Origin of the sequence: Roseovarius roseus, assembly GCF_043355935.2 — a bacterium.
Lineage (GTDB): Bacteria > Pseudomonadota > Alphaproteobacteria > Rhodobacterales > Rhodobacteraceae > Roseovarius > Roseovarius roseus.
In genome coordinates this window covers 73312-89058 of sequence record NZ_JBHFPE020000009.1, presented here as the reverse complement: position 1 = coordinate 89058, position 15747 = coordinate 73312, and the positions used below count along the sequence as shown (strand labels likewise).

Genomic DNA, 15747 nt, shown 5'->3' with positions numbered 1-15747 from the left:
ATCACACGGATCCTCCGGGCCGATGTTATCGGATCAATTCCAGGTCATGTCCGTAAAGCGCAGCACCTCGTCCGCCGTGGGGGTGTAGGCCACCTCCTTGGTCATGACGTAGTTGGTGTTGTAGCTGAACATCGGCGCCCAGTAAGCCTCGTCAGCGATGCGCTGCAGCGCCTTGCGATAGAACTCCTTGCGCTCTTCCGGATCGGTCGAACTGTCGGCGGTGTTCAGGAACTCCAGCACCTGATCGTCCTGCGCATCGTCGAGTGTGCCATGCTTGAAGAACTGGCTGACCATCGCCGAGGCGTCGTTGATCGAGTAGCTGCCCCATGTCTGGAACGAGATCGGAACCTCACCCTTCATGTTCAGCTCACGCAGCGCGGAATACTGCAGCAGCTTGAAGTTGGTCTGGATGCCGACCGCGTTCAGGTAACTGGTGATCGCCTCGGCATATTCGCGGTCGCGGTAGGCATAGAAATCGGTGGTAAAGCCGCCCTCATAGCCCGCCTCGGCCAGCAGTGCGCGCGCCTTCTCGGGGTCGTACTCATAGCTGGTCACGTCCTGCGCGCAGCCGAACTGGCTGGGGAAGCAGGCGGTCGAGACGACCTTGGACTTGCCCTTGAGCAGGTTGTCGACCAGCGCCTGACGGTCGATGGCGTGATTGACGGCCTGGCGCACCTTGAGATCGGTGAAGGGGTTGGGATCCATGTTCGACCGGCCCGCGGCATCCATCGCCAGATAGCCGACACGCATCGTGGATTCGTTGGCCACGGTAAAGCGGTCGTCCATCGACGCCATCTTTTCCGCCTGATCCGCCGGCACCTGCCAGATCAGATCGAGCGAGCCCGAGAAAAGCTCGGCCAGCTGGGTGTTGACGTCCGGAATGGTGCGGATGTCGATATTCGTAATGCTCGGCTGGCCCTTGGGGCTGTCGTGATAGTCCTCGTATTTCTCCAGCACGAAATGCTGGCCCGGCTCAACCTCGGTCACCTTGTAGGGGCCGGTGCCCACGGGCTTGAGGCCCATGCCCGACGGACCGACCTCTTCATAATAGTCCGACGGATACATCGAGACGGGGCCGGACAGAAATTCGATGGCCGCCGGGAAGACCTCCTTGGTGGTGATGCGCACGGTGTAGTCATCGACCTTCTCGGCGCTCTCCATCCAGTTCACGTTGCGCTGCGTCTTGACGCCGCTTTCTTCCTTGGCGACGAAATTGACCGTCGCGACCACGTCATCGGCGGTGAAGTCCGAGCCATCATGGAATTTGACGCCCTCGCGCAGCTTGAATTCCAGCGTCTTGTCGTCGATCCATTCCCACTCGGTCGCAAGATTTCCCTTGTATTCGTTGGTTTCAGGATCGCGATAGATCAGGCCGTCCCAGACCGCGCGCTGCATCACCACACCCTCGCGCGACGAGTTGAAAAAGCTGTCGACATTCTCGAGCTCTTTGGTGAAGGCGACGTTCAGCGTATCATTCGCCTTGTCGGCCATTGCGGCGCCACCGGCGCCCACGGTCAGCGCCATGGCAAGCGCGGTGGATTTCAAAAACGTGGCTCTCATTTGCTGTTCTCCCTGCCGCGTGTTTTCGCGGTGTTTCGTTTTCCATTGCAAAAATGCAAATATCATATAGTGATACGTTAGATCACGATGTAATTATTTGAAACCCGCTCCAACGTGGAAATCAAGCGCCAATTTACACATAATTCACTAAGCCGTTACGCAGACGCGAGATTTGATGACCAAGACCAAACAGAATACGCTTTTCGTCAGCTCTCTGGCCAAGGGCCTGCGCCTGCTTCACGCCTTTGACGAGACTCACACCGAGCTGTCCCTTGCCGGGCTGGCCGATCTGACCGGTCTCGACAAAAGCGCGGTCCAGAGGCTGGCCAACACGCTCCACCTCGAAGGGATGCTGGACAAGGATCCGGTCACACGGCGCTATCGCCCGTCCCATGCGTGGCTGCGGTTGGCCTATGCCTATTACTGGTCCGATCCCCTGATCGCCCGCGCCATGCCCAAGCTGATCGACCTGTCGCAGCGACTGGGCGAGACGGTGAACCTGGCCGAGCTTTCGGGCACGCATATCATCTATGCCGCCCGCCTGCCGTGCACGCGCACGATCTTTGCGGCCTCGGTGCCGGGGCGGCGTGTGCCGGTGCTCAGCACCTCGGCCGGGCGTGCCATATTGGCGACCTTTCCGCCCGACGAAGCCAAGGCCGCGATCTATAACTGGCCGCTTGAAGCGCACACGCCCCAGACCACCATGAACCGCAGCATCATCGCCGATCAGATCGCCGTGGCGCGGGAGGCTGGCCATGTCATCACGCATGGACAGATGATCCTCAACGAGATGGGCATCGCCTGCGCGATTCGCGGGCCTGACGGGCGCGCCTGGGCGGCTGTGCATTGTTCGGTATCGGCGCATCACTGGAATGACGACCGCATCCGGCACGAGATCCTGCCATGGCTTCAGGACACCGCGAATGCCATCTCGCCGCAGGTGCGAACCTAGCTCTCCTGCGGGCAGGTTCATCGGGCGGAAGCCGCCGCTCGGCACGAACGCGCCTGCCCTTGCATCTGGCGCGGCGATCACGCCATAACCGCGCGTCACATGACCATTTGGGAGGATTCCGATGACTAATCTGTTCAAACTCGCCGCCGCGGCGATCATCGCCGCAGCCGCGGGCGCCCTGCCTGCCGCCGCCGAAATCGAGCCGGTCAAACTGCGCCTCGCGCATGTCGTGAACGAGCAGGACGGGTTTCACGCCGCTGCCGTCAAGTTTCAGGAACTGGTGGCCGAACGCTCGGACGGCGCGATCGAGGTCGAGATATTCCCCAACGCCTCGCTGGGCGATGAGCGTACGCTGCTGGAAGGCATGCAGATCGGCACCGTCGACATGGGCGTGATCACCAACGGCCCCGTGTCGAACTTCCTAGAGGAAATCGCGGTGTTCGAGCTGCCGTTCCTCTTTCCGTCGAACGAGGCCGCCTACAAGGTGCTGGATGGTGAAATCGGGCAGGAACTGCTGGACCGCCTGTCGGAGGTCAACCTCAAGGGTCTGGCCTATGCCGAGCGCGGCTTTCGCAACCTGACTAACTCCGAGCGTCCCGTCGCCAGCCCCGCCGACATGGAAGGCATGCGCATCCGCGTCATGGAAAACCCCGTCTATATCGACACATTCCGCGAGCTGGGCGCCGATGCCATCCCGATGGCTTGGACCGAGGCGCTGACCGCAATGCAGCAAGGCACCATCGACGGCCAGGAAAACCCGGTGAACGTGGTCCATTCGTTCAAGCTGAATGAGACGCAGACCAATATGACCATGACGCGCCACGCCTATGCGCCCGCGATCTTCGTCATGGGCCTGCCGGTATGGGAGAAGCTTTCGCCCGAGGCGCAGACCATCATTGACGACGCCGCGCAGGAGGCCGCCGAGTATGAGCGCGCCCTGAACGCCGAGCAGCAGGAAGCGCAACTTCAGGAGCTGCGCGATGCGGGCATGGTCATCAATGACAGTGCCGATCTCAGCGTCTTTGCTGAGAAGGTAAAGCCCGTCTACGAGAAGTACGGCGCCAAGTTCGGTGATTACCTGCCGCGCATCCAGGAGGCGCTGAAGTAAGATGATGACGGGCTTGGGATGGATCGACCGATTTCTGGGCGCCGTTCTCAAGCCCGTCGTCTTTGCCGGGATGATGGCGCTGACCGGCGTCATCACCCTGCAGATCGTATCGCGCGTATTCTTCACCTCGGTCGCCTGGACCGAGGAGGTCGCGCGCTTCCTGCTGATCTGGATCACCTTTCTGGGCGCGGCCCTGGCATGGCAGCAGGGGCGGCACCTGGCCGTTGCCATGCTGCGCCAGTGCCTGCCCGGCCCCGCGCGCCGCATCGTCACCGGCGCGGCCCTGCTCATCAGCATCGCGTTTCTGGTCGCCCTGACGGTGATCGGCATCCGCTACATGAACGTCCAGAGCTTTCAGAAATCGCCATCGCTGCGCATGCCGATGAGCTATGTCTATGCCGTCATGCCCATCGCCGGCGCCCTGATGGCGACGCTGTCGGTGATCGACCTTCTGCGCGTAATCGCTGGCCTGCCGCTGCGCGACGATGCGCCGAACCTTCCGGACATCCCGGACCCGGTGGGGCCAGACGGGGGCGAGCTGAGATGAGCCTCGTCCTTGCCGGTCTTTTCATCCTTTTCCTGCTGATGGGCATCCCCATCGCCGTGGTGATCGGCGCGGCCACGATGGGCGCGTTGAACCTCTCGGGCGTGCCCTTGATGGTGGTGCCGCAGCAGATGTTCTCAGGCATCAACAGCTTTGCGCTGGTCGCCGTCCCGATGTTCGTTCTGGCCGGCGACGTGATGGCGCAGGGCGAGATTTCCAAGCGCCTGGTGGCCTTTGCCGATTCCATGTTCGGCTTCATCAAGGGCGGGCTCAGCATCGTGTCGGTGCTGGCGGGCATGTTCTTTGCCGCCATTTCCGGCTCGGGCGCGGCGACGACGGCCGCGGTTGGCGCCAGCCTTGTCCCCGAGCTGAAGCGCAAAGGGTATGACCCGGCCGCCGCTGCGTCGCTGATCGCCGCGTCGGGCACGATCGGCGTGGTCATTCCGCCCTCGGTGCCGATGATCATCTACGCTGTCATTGCGCAGGAATCGGTCGCGCGGCTTTTCCTCAGCGGCATCATTCCCGGCATCGCCATGGGCGTCGGCCTGATCATCGTGGCGCTGATCCAGGGGCATCGCCGCGCCTATCCGCGCGGCACGGCATTCAACCTGCGCACCATCTGGCGCACCTTCACTTCGGCGATCTGGGGGCTGATGGCGCCGCTGATCATCCTTGGCGGCATCTTCTCGGGCATCTTCACACCCTCCGAGGCCGCCGTCGTCGCGGTCAATTACGCGATCCTCATCTCGCTTTTCGTCTACCGCGACCTGAGCTTTGCGCAGCTCTACCGGATCGTCATCCGCGCGGGTGTGACCACGGCGGTCATCATGTTCGTCATCTCCGCCTCGTCGGTGCTCAGCTGGGCGCTGAGCAGCTGGCAGGTGCCGGGGGCGATCGCGGATTATGCGCTGGCGCTGACCAGCAACCTCTACATGCTGCTGCTGGTGATCATGCTGATCATCCTCGTCACCGGAGTGTTTCTGGAAACCGCCTCTGCCCTCGTGATCCTCACGCCCATGCTGTTGCCTCTGGCGCTGCAACTGGGCCTCGGGACGGTGCATTTCGGGATCATCATCGTGGTCGGCCTTGCCATCGGGATGGTGACGCCGCCCGTCGCGATCAACCTTTTCGTCGCCTCGACCACCGCGGGCCTGCCGATCGAGCGGATCACGCGCGCGGTGCTGCCCTATCTGGCCATCCTGGTCGTGGTCTATCTGCTGATCGGGTTCGGGCCGCTGGCCTTCTAGACGACGCCCGCACGCAAAAGGTCATGCAGGTGCAGAACGCCGACGGGGCGCATCTGCGCATCCGCGACGATCAGCACCGTCAGGGCGCGGCTGTTCAGCAGCGCCAGCGCCTCGGGCGCCGAGCAATCGGGCGCAACGCTCAGCGGCTGCTTGGTCGAGACATCGCGCGCCCGGCGCTCCATCAAGCCGTCCATGTTGCGGCGCAAATCGCCATCGGTGATCACGCCGCTGATGACGCCGCCGCGCGTCAGGATGCAGACGCCAAAGCCCTTGGAAGTCATGGCCAGCAGCACATCGGCCATCGGCGCATCCTCCTCCAGCACCGGCAGAGCATCGCCCGAATGCATCAGGTCGGCCACGCTGCGCATCTGCGCGCCCAGCTTGCCGCCCGGATGATAGACGCCGAAATCCTTCGGCGCAAAGCCGCGCCGCTCCATCAGGGTCACCGCCAGCGCATCGCCCAGCGCCAGCGTCAGCGTGGTCGAGGTGGTCGGGGCAAGGCCGATGGGGCACGCCTCGGGGCATTTGGGCAAGGTCAGGCGGTGGTCTGCCGCCTTCATCAGCGTGCTCGCCTCATTCGACGAAATGCCGATCATCGGGATGGTGAACCGCTGCGTGTGATAGACGATATCGCGCAGCTCCGCCGTCTCGCCGGAGTTCGAGATCAGGATGCACACATCCTCGGGGCCGATCATGCCCAGATCGCCATGGCTCGCCTCGGTCGCGTGGACGAAATAAGCGGGCGTTCCGGTCGAGGCGAGGGTCGCGGCGATCTTGCGCCCAATATGGCCCGACTTGCCGATGCCCGAGACGATGACGCGCCCCTTGCAGTCCATCACCGTCTCGACCGCGGCGGCAAAGTCATCCGGCAGGTTCTCGGACATATAGCGCAGCGCCTCTGCCTCGATCTCCAGCACCTTGCGGGCGGCTGCCACGCTGCTGACCCGGTGTTCGGGCGACGGATCGGTCACGGGCAAAGAGCGCATGGCATAACTTTCAAGACTGCGGCATCGGGATCTGGCGGCACTCTAATGGATCGGCGATGGACAGGCCAGACCGGGCAAGCCATCGCTAAACGAGCCAGACCCACGCCGCAAACCGGATGATATTCCGCACACCGCACGGTAGAGCTGTGACAGCCCCTTCGCTTCTGCCAAGCAATTTTGTAGAACCGGGCACAGGCTAGGGTTGTGACCTTGCCCGGATGTGAACCACTTGAGCCGATCCAAGGCCGGTTTCGGAAAGAATGGAAGAATGATGATCAATCCTGTCCTTCTCTGTGGCGGCTCCGGCACACGCCTGTGGCCCCTGTCGCGCAAGTCCTACCCCAAGCAATTCGCGCGCCTCATGGGCGATGAGAGCCTGTTTCAGGCCTCGGCGCGGCGGCTGTCGGGCGATGGCTTTGCCGCACCGTTGATCGTGACGGGCGATCCCTTTCGCTTTATCGTGACCGAGCAGCTGGCCCAGATCAGCGAGGCGCCCCAAGGCATCCTGATCGAGCCCGAGGGCCGCAACACCGCGCCCGCTGTCCTCGCCGCCGCGCTCTGGCTGGCCGAGAAAGATGCGGAGGCGCTGATGCTGGTCGCACCCTCCGATCACGTCATCCCTGACGCAGATGCGTTCCGCGCCGCCATCGCCGCCGCAGCTCCGCGCGCCCAGGCGGGCGATCTGGTGACCTTCGGCATCGCGCCCACCCGGCCCGAAACGGGATATGGCTATCTGGAGCTGGCCGCAGGTGCGGATGCAGGCGCCGCCAGCCCGCAATCGCTGGCCCGCTTTGTGGAAAAGCCGGACGAGGCGCGCGCGCAGGCCATGCTAGAGGCAGGGAATTTCCTCTGGAATGCCGGCATATTTCTATGCTCCGCCAAGGCTGTGATTGCCGCCTATGAGGCCCATGCGCCCGAAATGCTGAGCGCCGTGCGCGCGGCGCTGAACGAGGCGGATGTCGATCTGGGCTTCACCCGGCTTGCGCCCCGGCCCTGGGCGGGCGCCGAGGATATCTCGATCGACTACGCAATCATGGAAAAGGCGCAGAACCTTGCCGTGATGCCCTATGCCGCCAGTTGGTCCGATCTGGGCGGCTGGGATGCCGTCTGGCTGGAATCGGGACCGGACGATCAGGGCAATGTCTGCTCGGACCACGCCACCGCCATCGCCTGCGAGGATTCGCTCCTGCGTTCCGAAAGCGCGGATGTCGAGCTGGTCGGAATCGGGCTGAAGGATGTCATCGCCATCGCCATGAACGATGCCGTTCTGGTCGCGCATAAATCCGAGGCCCAGCGCGTCAAGGAGGCGGTCACTGCCCTCAAGGCACGCGGCGCAAGTCAGGCCGTGCAGCTGCCCCGCGACTATCGCCCGTGGGGTTGGTACGAATGCCTCGCCATGGGCGGGCGGTTCCAGGTCAAGCGGATCGTCGTCAATCCCGGCGCAAGCCTCAGCCTGCAAAGCCATCACCACCGCTCGGAGCATTGGATCGTCGTCGAGGGCACCGCGCGCGTGACGGTGGGCGGCGAGGTGCAGCTTCTGAGCGAGAACCAGTCCGTCTACATCCCGCTCGGCTCCGTTCACCGCATGGAAAACCCCGGCAAACTGCCGATGGTGCTGATCGAGGTTCAGACCGGCAGCTATCTGGGCGAGGACGACATCATCCGCTATGAGGACGTCTACGCACGCAAGTGACCAACGGGGCGCCCGCACCCCTGCCGCCTTGCATGGCCGCATCATGTGTCCTATTCGAATGGCGAAAATAAGGGTGTTTCTGATTGCAGACCCACGCGAAATCAAACGGAGACCTCGATGAAAAAGGCCTTTATCACCGGCACGACGGGTCAGGACGGCTCTTATCTGGTCGAGTTTCTTCTGGACAAGGGATACGAGGTGCATGGGCTCAAGCGCCGGGCCTCATCCTTCAACACCCAGCGCGTCGATCACCTCTTTGAGGATATCCACGACAAGCCGCGCTTTCGCCTGCATTACGGCGATCTGACCGACACATCCAACCTCACGCGCCTTCTGTCCGAGATCCAGCCCGACGAGATCTATAATCTCGGCGCACAGAGCCACGTGGCCGTCAGTTTCGAGGCGCCGGAGTATACCGCCGATGTCGATGCGATCGGCACGCTGCGCCTGCTCGAAGCGATGCGCTTTCTGGGGATGGAGAAGACCTGCCGGTTCTACCAGGCCTCCACCTCCGAGCTTTACGGTCTCGTGCAGGAAACCCCGCAGAGTGAGACGACGCCGTTCCACCCCCGCTCGCCCTACGGTGTGGCCAAGCTCTATGCCTACTGGATCGCCGTGAATTACCGCGAGGCTTACGGCATCTATGCCTGCAACGGCATCCTCTTTAACCACGAGAGTCCGCGCCGGGGCGAGACCTTCGTCACGCGCAAGATCACGCGGGGGCTGGCCAATATCGCGCAAGGGCTTGATGACATGCTCTACATGGGCAACATCGATTCCTTGCGCGATTGGGGCCATGCCAAGGATTACGTGCGCATGCAGTGGATGATGCTGCAACAGGACACGCCCGAGGATTTCGTGATCGCCACCGGCGTGCAGCATTCGGTGCGCGAGTTCATCACCTGGGCGGCCGCCGATCTGGGTATCACGCTGGCCTTTCAGGGGACGGGCGTTGATGAGGTTGCCGTGGCCCAAAAGGTGGAGGGCGACAATGCCCCCCATGTCAAACCCGGTCAGGTCGTCATGCGCATCGATCCGCGCTATTTCCGCCCCGCCGAGGTCGAAACGCTGCTGGGCGATCCGTCCAAGGCCAAGGCCAAGCTGGGCTGGGTGCCCGAGATCACCGCGCGCGAGATGTGCGCCGAGATGGTCACCGAGGATCTCAAAAGCGCGCGCCGCCATGCCCTTTTGGCCGCGCATGGCTATGACAGCATCCAGGGGCATAGCGAATGAGCGCGGCCGCAGGCCATCGAAGCCGCATGCTGCTGACCGGGGGGCGCGGCATGGTCGGCAGCAATATCCGCGAGCATGCCCTGGCACGTGAATGGGAGATCCTCGCCCCGACGAGCGCCGAGCTGGACCTGACCGATACCGGCGCGACCGCGGCCTATATCGCCGAGCACGTCCCCGATATCGTCGTTCATGCTGCGGGCCGGGTGGGCGGCATTCAAGCCAACATGGCCAATCCCGTCGCCTTTCTGGACATCAACACCGCCATCGGGCGCAATGTTATCATGGGTGCGCGCTCCGCCGGCGTGCCGCGCCTTCTAAACCTGGCCTCCACCTGCATCTACCCGCGCGAGGCGCAGGGTCCGCTGACCGAGGAGATGGTGCTGACCGGCCCGCTCGAGCCGACGAATGAGGGCTATGCGCTGGCCAAGATCATGGCGCTGCGCCTCTGCCAGTACATCCGCGCCGAAACGCCGGAGATGCAGTACAAGACGCTGATCCCCTGCAATCTCTATGGCCGCCATGACAGCTTCGATGCCGCCGCCTCGCATATGGTGCCTGCCGTGATCGCCAAGATCCACGAGGCGCGCGAGGCCGGGCGCGAGACCGTCGACATCTGGGGAGACGGCACCGCACGGCGCGAATTCATGTATGCAGGCGATCTGGCGGGTGCAGTGCTGCGCGCCGCCGCCGATGTGGACGCGCTGCCCGACCTGATGAATGTCGGCGTGGGCACGGATCATTCGGTGAACGACTATTACGCCGCCGCCGCCCAAGTCATTGGCTGGACCGGGACATTCGCCCATGATCTGACCAAACCCGTCGGCATGAAGCAAAAGCTGTGCGATACCTCCCGCCAGACCGGCTGGGGTTGGATTCCGCAGACGGATCTGCAGGCCGGCATGGCCGCCACCTATCACTTCTACCTCGAAAGGCTGTCCTCATGAGCGCGCGTTTCCCCCTTGCAACCTCGTCCTGGGATCAGGCCGAGCAGGACGCCCTGCAGCGCGTCATTGCCTCCGACCGCTTTACCATGGGTGCCGAGGTAGCCGAGTTCGAGCGCCGCTTTGCCGCGCATTTCGGCAGCCGCTACGCGGTGATGGTCAATTCAGGCTCATCCGCGAACCTGCTGATGGTCGCGGCGCTGGCCTATACGTCTAACTCCGATCTGCGGCTGAAACCCGGTGACGAGGTGATCGTGCCCGCCGTCAGCTGGTCGACCACCTACTACCCGCTGCATCAATACGGGCTGAAACTGAAATTCGTCGACGTCGATGCCGAAACGCTCAACTATGATCTGGACGCACTGGCCGATGCCGTCACGGACCGCACCCGTGCGCTGATGGTCGTAAACCTTTTGGGCAACCCCAATGATTTCGATGCCATCGCCCGCATCACCGAAGGGCGCGGCATCGTGATGATCGAGGATAACTGCGAGTCGATGGGCGCCCAGTTGAACGGCAAGCAATGCGGCACATTCGGTGTCATGGGAACATTCTCGACCTTCTTTTCCCACCACATTTCCACTATGGAGGGCGGCGTCGTCGTGACCGATGACGAGGAACTCTACCACGTCATGCTGTCCCTGCGCGCCCATGGCTGGACGCGCAATCTGCCCAAGGAAAACCACGTTACCGGCACCAAGAGCGACGATCCCTTCGAGGAAAGCTTTCGCTTTGTGCTGCCCGGCTACAACCTGCGCCCATTGGAGATGTCGGGCGCGCTGGGAATCGCGCAGCTGGCCAAGCTGGACGGGCTCATCGCCGGGCGCCGGCGCAATGGCGATGCCTTCGTCGCTGCGATGCAGGACCATCCCAAGTTCCGCATCCAGCGCGAGATCGGCGAGAGCAGCTGGTTCGGCTTTTCGCTGATCCTGCGCCCCGAGCTGGAGCAGAGCCGCGCCGATGTGGTGCGTGGCCTCGAGGCCGCAGGGTTCGAATGCCGTCCCATTGTGGCGGGCAATTTCGCGCGCAAGGAAATCGTCAAGCATTTCAACTTCGACATTCACGGCGATCTGCCCAATGCCGATTACCTCGATACGCGCGGTCTTTTCGTGGGCAATCACCATTACCCGATCGACGAGGCCATCGAGGCGCTGACCCACTTCTGAGGCGCAGACCCGTTTTAGAGGGCGCCTCTCACCCGGTGGCAGCCCAGTTCGCCATCAGGGGCAGTAGCGCGTCGAGGATGGCCTGGAAGGCGGCGACGATGGCGGTGGGCGTGTCATTGGCCGCGGCAATCTCGTTGCGGAAGACCGCCGTCTTGATCACGCTTTGGTCCCTGTCGCGCAGCAATGTCAGGCTGATATCGATCTTGGCGACTGCGGCCTCGCCGGTGATCTCGACCTGAAAGGCGTCTATACGCGGCAAAAGCGCCAGATCGGGCACGGGACCCGCCTCGTTCGGGCCGACATATCCCATGCGGCCCGTGCCGGCGATCGAGCGGACCAGCAGCGATTGCACGAGCGCGGGCAGTTCATCGGACCAGCGCGCATCGGGGAGATAGGTGACCGCAGCGGCGCCGGGTTTCACCATGATCCGGTCGCTTGAGACCGCAGCGGGCGCATTCGGCACGGCCACCAGTAGCGTCCGGCCTGACCTGCGGCCAGCGGTCGATCCGGCGGCGGGCGACAGATCGTAGGTATCCAGCGGCGTCGCCGCCGCATTGAGCGACGAGAGCGCGCCGCAACCGCCGAGGCTGGCAGCAGCGCCCAGCATCGCGGCGCGGCGGGTGAGGGTCATGGTCTGCATCTTGTCATCTCCGGTATTCGGGCACGCGTTCATCCAAGAGGAACCGTGCGGGGTCTCGTTCAATGCGGCGCACCAGTTTTTCGAGCGATTGGACCAGCCCGCGCGCCTCGGCGCTGAGGCGCCCCAGCTCGTTCAGACCGTTGCCGGTGAAGTTGCGGATGCCCGGCGCGGCGTCGCTGACCGTGGCCTGAACCTGTGCGACGACATCATCCGCGCGGCTGATCAGCGCGCGCAGATCGGTGGTGATCTGCGGCAGGTCGTTGGATATCTGGTCGGCCGCGCCGCCAATCTGATCGGTCGCCGCGCGGATATCGGACAGCACCGGACCCAGATCGGTCGAGATTACCTCGTCGGCGCTGTCGAACGCCTTCTCCGCCGAGCTGAGCGCGCGGTCCGCCGCGACCAGAGAGCCGTCGATGCTGGCCAACGTGACATTGGCCCGCTGAAACAGATCCGTGGCGGCGTTGACCGACTTGCGCGTGTCGTCCGCCAAGGGCGTCAGGCCTTCGGTGAAGTCGGTCAGATCGCGCGCCGCATTATCCACCGCGACCGAGGCCGAGGATACGGCGCTGCGGATATCCTCCACCACGGCGGGCACGTCCTGATCGATGACCGTCTCGATCTTGGATATCGCGCTTTGCGCGCTGGCCAGAACTTCGCGCGCATCCGCGACCATCAGGGTGCCATCGCCCGCAACCAGCGTGCTGACGCTGTTCGACGCATCGGTCACAGCCGTGAACGAGGTGCTGGCATCCGACAGCGTCTGTTCCAGCTCCTGCAGCCGCGCGTTCAAGAGGGCCGCCGTCTCATCAAACCCGTCCAGCGTGGTGACCGACCGCTCTGAAATATCGGCGACCGCCTGGTTCAGCGCATCGACCGTCTGCGAGATCTGCGCGGCGATCTGCGGCACCTGATCGCGCATGAGGGCCTCTGCCTCGGCAAAGGCGGCGCCTGCGCTGTCGATGGCGGTGCCGGTCGTGTCGATGGCCGCTTTGGCCGACTCGAACGCGCCAGTGGCCGAGGTCAGCGTCTGGTCCGCATTACCCAGTGTCGTCTCGGCCGCTGCGCCCAGCGTGTCGAGGCGCGCGCTGAAACCGGAAATCTGTTCGGTGGCATCGGCCACCGTCCGGGTAATGTCGGAAAAATCGGTCAGGGCCTGATCCAGCCCGCCGGACGCATCGCTGAGATTGGTCAGGATGTTCTGCACGTAGGCCTGATTTTCCGGCCCTGCGATCTGCTGGAACTGTTTCAGCAGGTTCGTCGCCTCGGTGATGAGATCGGGCGCATCCTCGACCAGTTGCTGCACGGTCGAGCGGCGCGACGGGATGATGGGCGGCGTTCCGTCAGGCGAGGTGAGCGGCGCCGCGTTGGCCGTGCGGTTCGTCAGCGCGATATAGGCCACGCCCGTCACGCCCGACGAGCTGAGCTGCGCCACGGTATCCTCGCGCACGGGCGTCGTCGCGTCGACCTCGATCCCGACATAGACCTTGGAGGGATCGGGATCGTGGATATGCACGTCGATGACACGGCCCACGTTGATCCCGTTGAAGACCACGTCGCCAGCCGAATCCAGCCCCGACACATCATCGAAGAGAATGCCGTAATAGGCGTATTGCCGGTCGAGCTGAACGCTCGACAGCCACACGGCAAAGACAAGGCTGCCGATGATGCCGAGCAGCGTGAACGCGCCGATCAGGATGTAATTCGCACGGGTTTCCATCACTGCACCTTTTCGTCTTGTTCGGTTGCCAGGGCTGCCCGTGCGCGGGGGCCGTGGAAATACTCGTGGACCCAAGGATGATCCACCTTCATCAACTCGGCCATGGTGCCGACCGCCAGTACCTTCTTCTCGGCCAGCACGGCGATACGGTCGCAGATCGCATGCAGCGAATCCAGATCATGCGTCACCAGAAACACCGTCAGTCCAAGCGTCGTCTGCAATTGGCGGATCAGCGTGTCGAAGGCCGCGGCGCCGATCGGGTCCAGCCCTGCCGTCGGCTCGTCCAGAAACACGATCTCGGGGTCGAGCGCGATGGCACGGGCAAAGCCGGCCCGCTTGCGCATCCCGCCCGAAAGCTCGGAGGGGAACTTGCCCTGCGCGACTTCTTCCAGCCCAACCATACGCACCTTGATCCCTGCCAAGGTCTCGCGCAACTCGTCCGGCAGGTCCAACTGCTCACGCATGGGGGCCTCGACATTCTGGCGCACAGTCAGGGACGAAAAGAGTGCGCCGTCCTGAAACATCACGCCCCAGCGGCGGCGCAGCTGCTTGTATTGCTCGGGCGAGGTGCCGTCGACGCTCTGGCCAAACACCTCGATACTGCCGCTGTCGGGCCTCAGCAGGCCGACGATCTGCTGGAGCAGCACTGATTTGCCCGTGCCCGAGCCACCCACGATGCCGATGATCTCGCCCCGGCGCACGTCCAGATCCAGCCCCTCATGCACCAGGTGGCTGCCAAAGCCCTTGGTCAGGCCGCGCACTTTTATGATCGGCTCCGCGTCGCTCATCAAATTCCTATCAGCGCAAAAACCACAGAGAACACGGCATCCGCCACGATCACCATGAAGATCGACAGCACCACCGAGGTCGATGTCAGCCGTCCCAGAGATTCCGCGTTACCGCCCACCTTGAGCCCCTCGTAGCAGCCGATGATCCCGATGATCATGGCAAAGAAGGGCGCCTTGATCATGCCGACCAGAAAGTGCCAGACGTCCGTGTTGCTGACCAGCCGCGCCTGAAAGACGGCGGGGGACACACCCAGCTCGATCCATGACATCATGGCGCCGCCCACCAGCCCCGCCAGGTCCGAGATCAGTCCGAGGACCGGCAGCATCAGGATCAGTGCCAGCACCCGTGGCACCACCAGAATGTCGATCGGATCGAGGCCCAGCGTGCGCATCGCATCAACCTCCTCTCGCATTTTCATCGAGCCGATGGCGGCGGTATAGGCCGATCCCGACCGGCCCGCGACGATGATCGAGGTCAGCAGGATCCCCAACTCCCGCAGCACCGAGATGGCGATGAGATCGACGACGAATACCTCGGCGCCGAACTGGCGAAGCTGCACCGAGCCCTGGAAGGCCAGCACGACGCCAATCAGGAACGACATCAGCGCGACGATGGGAATGGCGTTCCAGCCGACCTCCTGCATATGATGCACAAGCGAGGTCAGACGCAGGCGGCGCGGATGGATCACCATGGCGCCCAGCGCCGCGATGACCTGCCCCAGGAAGCTGGTCAATTCGACGGCAATCTGCGCGCTGGCCGCCGTCTTGCGCCCCAGCGACTCGACCCGGTCCGCCAGCGAGATGCGCTTGGCACCGCCCGTATCCTCCGGCGGCATGTTGCGGCGGACCACCTCGATCAACTGCTCCTGCGGCTCGTCGGCGCCAAGGATCGGCACCTCGGCCTTGCCGCCGGCCAGCCGCCTTTGCGCATCGACGATATACCACGCGCCGGCGGTATCCATATGGCTGACCTGCGCGATATCGATGGCCTCCGCGCCCTGCCCCCCACGCTCCAGCGTCGCGACCGTGTCGATCAGCAGGCGCCCCGACAGGATCAGCTGGCCGTTCTCCAAGTTCGCTGAAGGGGCGGCGCCTGCCGCCTCGGCGCGGGACTGATCCTGGAGCGTATCTTCACTTTGCTGGACCATCGCTCGCCTCTACCCCGTCTG

General features: G+C 63.6%; 14 protein-coding genes. 8 read left to right on the top strand and 6 right to left on the bottom strand.

The genetic code is table 11. From position 1 onward, the window contains the following. Positions 1-33 precede the first annotated feature (33 nt). Complete coding sequence (locus tag ACEWPL_RS13870) at positions 34-1524, bottom strand: ABC transporter substrate-binding protein (RefSeq protein ID WP_393934579.1); 1491 nt, start codon at positions 1522-1524, stop codon at positions 34-36. A gap of 211 nt (positions 1525-1735) precedes the next feature. Between ACEWPL_RS13870 and ACEWPL_RS13865 the strand changes: the two genes are divergently transcribed. The 4 genes from ACEWPL_RS13865 to ACEWPL_RS13850 all read left to right on the top strand — a co-directional run bounded on the left by ACEWPL_RS13865 (position 1736) and on the right by ACEWPL_RS13850 (position 5411). Then, a complete protein-coding gene (locus ACEWPL_RS13865) occupies positions 1736-2512 on the top strand; it encodes an IclR family transcriptional regulator (RefSeq protein WP_393934509.1) in 777 nt (258 codons plus the stop codon). 121 nt (positions 2513-2633) lie between these two features. Then, a complete protein-coding gene (locus tag ACEWPL_RS13860; protein ID WP_393934510.1) occupies positions 2634-3620 on the top strand; it encodes a TRAP transporter substrate-binding protein in 987 nt (328 codons plus the stop codon). Position 3621: 1 nt separating this feature from the next. Further along, entirely contained in the window at positions 3622-4167 is a 546-nt protein-coding gene (locus ACEWPL_RS13855; protein ID WP_393934511.1) for a TRAP transporter small permease, read from the top strand. Beyond that, a complete protein-coding gene (locus ACEWPL_RS13850) occupies positions 4164-5411 on the top strand; it encodes a TRAP transporter large permease (RefSeq protein ID WP_393934512.1) in 1248 nt (415 codons plus the stop codon). Before ACEWPL_RS13855 ends, ACEWPL_RS13850 begins: the two co-directional genes overlap by 4 nt. Here ACEWPL_RS13850 and ACEWPL_RS13845 read toward each other — a convergent pair. Next, a complete protein-coding gene (locus ACEWPL_RS13845) occupies positions 5408-6397 on the bottom strand; it encodes a KpsF/GutQ family sugar-phosphate isomerase (RefSeq protein WP_393934513.1) in 990 nt (329 codons plus the stop codon). The genes ACEWPL_RS13850 and ACEWPL_RS13845 overlap by 4 nt on opposite strands. A gap of 271 nt (positions 6398-6668) precedes the next feature. Here ACEWPL_RS13845 and ACEWPL_RS13840 point away from each other — a divergent pair, with 271 nt between their 5' ends. From ACEWPL_RS13840 to ACEWPL_RS13825, 4 genes are all read left to right on the top strand, one after another. After that, entirely contained in the window at positions 6669-8090 is a 1422-nt protein-coding gene (locus ACEWPL_RS13840) for a mannose-1-phosphate guanylyltransferase/mannose-6-phosphate isomerase (RefSeq protein ID WP_393934580.1), read from the top strand. A gap of 117 nt (positions 8091-8207) precedes the next feature. Beyond that, entirely contained in the window at positions 8208-9323 is a 1116-nt protein-coding gene (gmd, locus tag ACEWPL_RS13835; RefSeq protein ID WP_393934514.1) for a GDP-mannose 4,6-dehydratase, read from the top strand. Continuing rightward, on the top strand, positions 9320-10267 hold the full coding sequence (locus ACEWPL_RS13830; protein WP_393934515.1) for a GDP-L-fucose synthase family protein: 948 nt from the start codon (positions 9320-9322) through the stop codon (positions 10265-10267). The genes gmd and ACEWPL_RS13830 overlap by 4 nt, the downstream gene beginning before the upstream one ends. Beyond that, positions 10264-11430, top strand: a complete 1167-nt coding sequence (locus ACEWPL_RS13825) for a DegT/DnrJ/EryC1/StrS family aminotransferase (protein WP_393934516.1) — start codon at positions 10264-10266, stop codon at positions 11428-11430. Before ACEWPL_RS13830 ends, ACEWPL_RS13825 begins: the two co-directional genes overlap by 4 nt. 28 nt (positions 11431-11458) lie before the next feature. Here ACEWPL_RS13825 and ACEWPL_RS13820 read toward each other — a convergent pair whose 3' ends face one another. From ACEWPL_RS13820 to ACEWPL_RS13805, 4 genes are read right to left on the bottom strand one after another with little or no spacing between them, the layout of a single operon-like run. After that, positions 11459-12070 (bottom strand): ABC-type transport auxiliary lipoprotein family protein, encoded by a 612-nt coding sequence (locus ACEWPL_RS13820; protein WP_393934517.1) that lies wholly within the window; start codon positions 12068-12070, stop codon positions 11459-11461. Between the two features lie 4 nt (positions 12071-12074). After that, positions 12075-13790 carry an MlaD family protein gene (locus ACEWPL_RS13815; protein ID WP_393934518.1) on the bottom strand — a complete coding sequence of 572 codons (1716 nt, stop codon included), beginning with the start codon at positions 13788-13790 and terminating at the stop codon, positions 12075-12077. Continuing rightward, positions 13790-14578: an ABC transporter ATP-binding protein gene (locus ACEWPL_RS13810; RefSeq protein ID WP_393934519.1), complete on the bottom strand. Its 789-nt coding sequence runs from the start codon at positions 14576-14578 to the stop codon at positions 13790-13792. The genes ACEWPL_RS13815 and ACEWPL_RS13810 overlap by 1 nt, the downstream gene beginning before the upstream one ends. Continuing rightward, the gene (locus ACEWPL_RS13805) at positions 14578-15726 is read right to left on the bottom strand and encodes an ABC transporter permease (RefSeq protein WP_393934520.1); all 1149 of its coding nucleotides are present in this window, start codon (positions 15724-15726) and stop codon (positions 14578-14580) included. Before ACEWPL_RS13805 ends, ACEWPL_RS13810 begins: the two co-directional genes overlap by 1 nt. Positions 15727-15747 lie beyond the last annotated feature (21 nt).

Bases quoted from the DNA above. Each gene is read 5' to 3' on its own strand.
- ACEWPL_RS13865 (WP_393934509.1), top strand. From the start codon at position 1,736: ATGACCAAGACCAAACAGAATACGCTTTTCGTCAGCTCTCTGGCCAAG.
- gmd (WP_393934514.1), top strand. From the start codon at position 8,208: ATGAAAAAGGCCTTTATCACCGGCACGACGGGTCAGGACGGCTCTTAT.
- ACEWPL_RS13845 (WP_393934513.1), bottom strand. From the start codon at position 6,397: ATGCGCTCTTTGCCCGTGACCGATCCGTCGCCCGAACACCGGGTCAGC.
- ACEWPL_RS13840 (WP_393934580.1), top strand. From the start codon at position 6,669: ATGATCAATCCTGTCCTTCTCTGTGGCGGCTCCGGCACACGCCTGTGG.
- ACEWPL_RS13805 (WP_393934520.1), bottom strand. From the start codon at position 15,726: ATGGTCCAGCAAAGTGAAGATACGCTCCAGGATCAGTCCCGCGCCGAG.
- ACEWPL_RS13860 (WP_393934510.1), top strand. From the start codon at position 2,634: ATGACTAATCTGTTCAAACTCGCCGCCGCGGCGATCATCGCCGCAGCC.
- ACEWPL_RS13820 (WP_393934517.1), bottom strand. From the start codon at position 12,070: ATGCAGACCATGACCCTCACCCGCCGCGCCGCGATGCTGGGCGCTGCT.
- ACEWPL_RS13850 (WP_393934512.1), top strand. From the start codon at position 4,164: ATGAGCCTCGTCCTTGCCGGTCTTTTCATCCTTTTCCTGCTGATGGGC.
- ACEWPL_RS13815 (WP_393934518.1), bottom strand. From the start codon at position 13,790: ATGGAAACCCGTGCGAATTACATCCTGATCGGCGCGTTCACGCTGCTC.
- ACEWPL_RS13855 (WP_393934511.1), top strand. From the start codon at position 3,622: ATGATGACGGGCTTGGGATGGATCGACCGATTTCTGGGCGCCGTTCTC.
- ACEWPL_RS13830 (WP_393934515.1), top strand. From the start codon at position 9,320: ATGAGCGCGGCCGCAGGCCATCGAAGCCGCATGCTGCTGACCGGGGGG.
- ACEWPL_RS13870 (WP_393934579.1), bottom strand. From the start codon at position 1,524: ATGGCGCTGACCGTGGGCGCCGGTGGCGCCGCAATGGCCGACAAGGCG.
- ACEWPL_RS13810 (WP_393934519.1), bottom strand. From the start codon at position 14,578: ATGAGCGACGCGGAGCCGATCATAAAAGTGCGCGGCCTGACCAAGGGC.
- ACEWPL_RS13825 (WP_393934516.1), top strand. From the start codon at position 10,264: ATGAGCGCGCGTTTCCCCCTTGCAACCTCGTCCTGGGATCAGGCCGAG.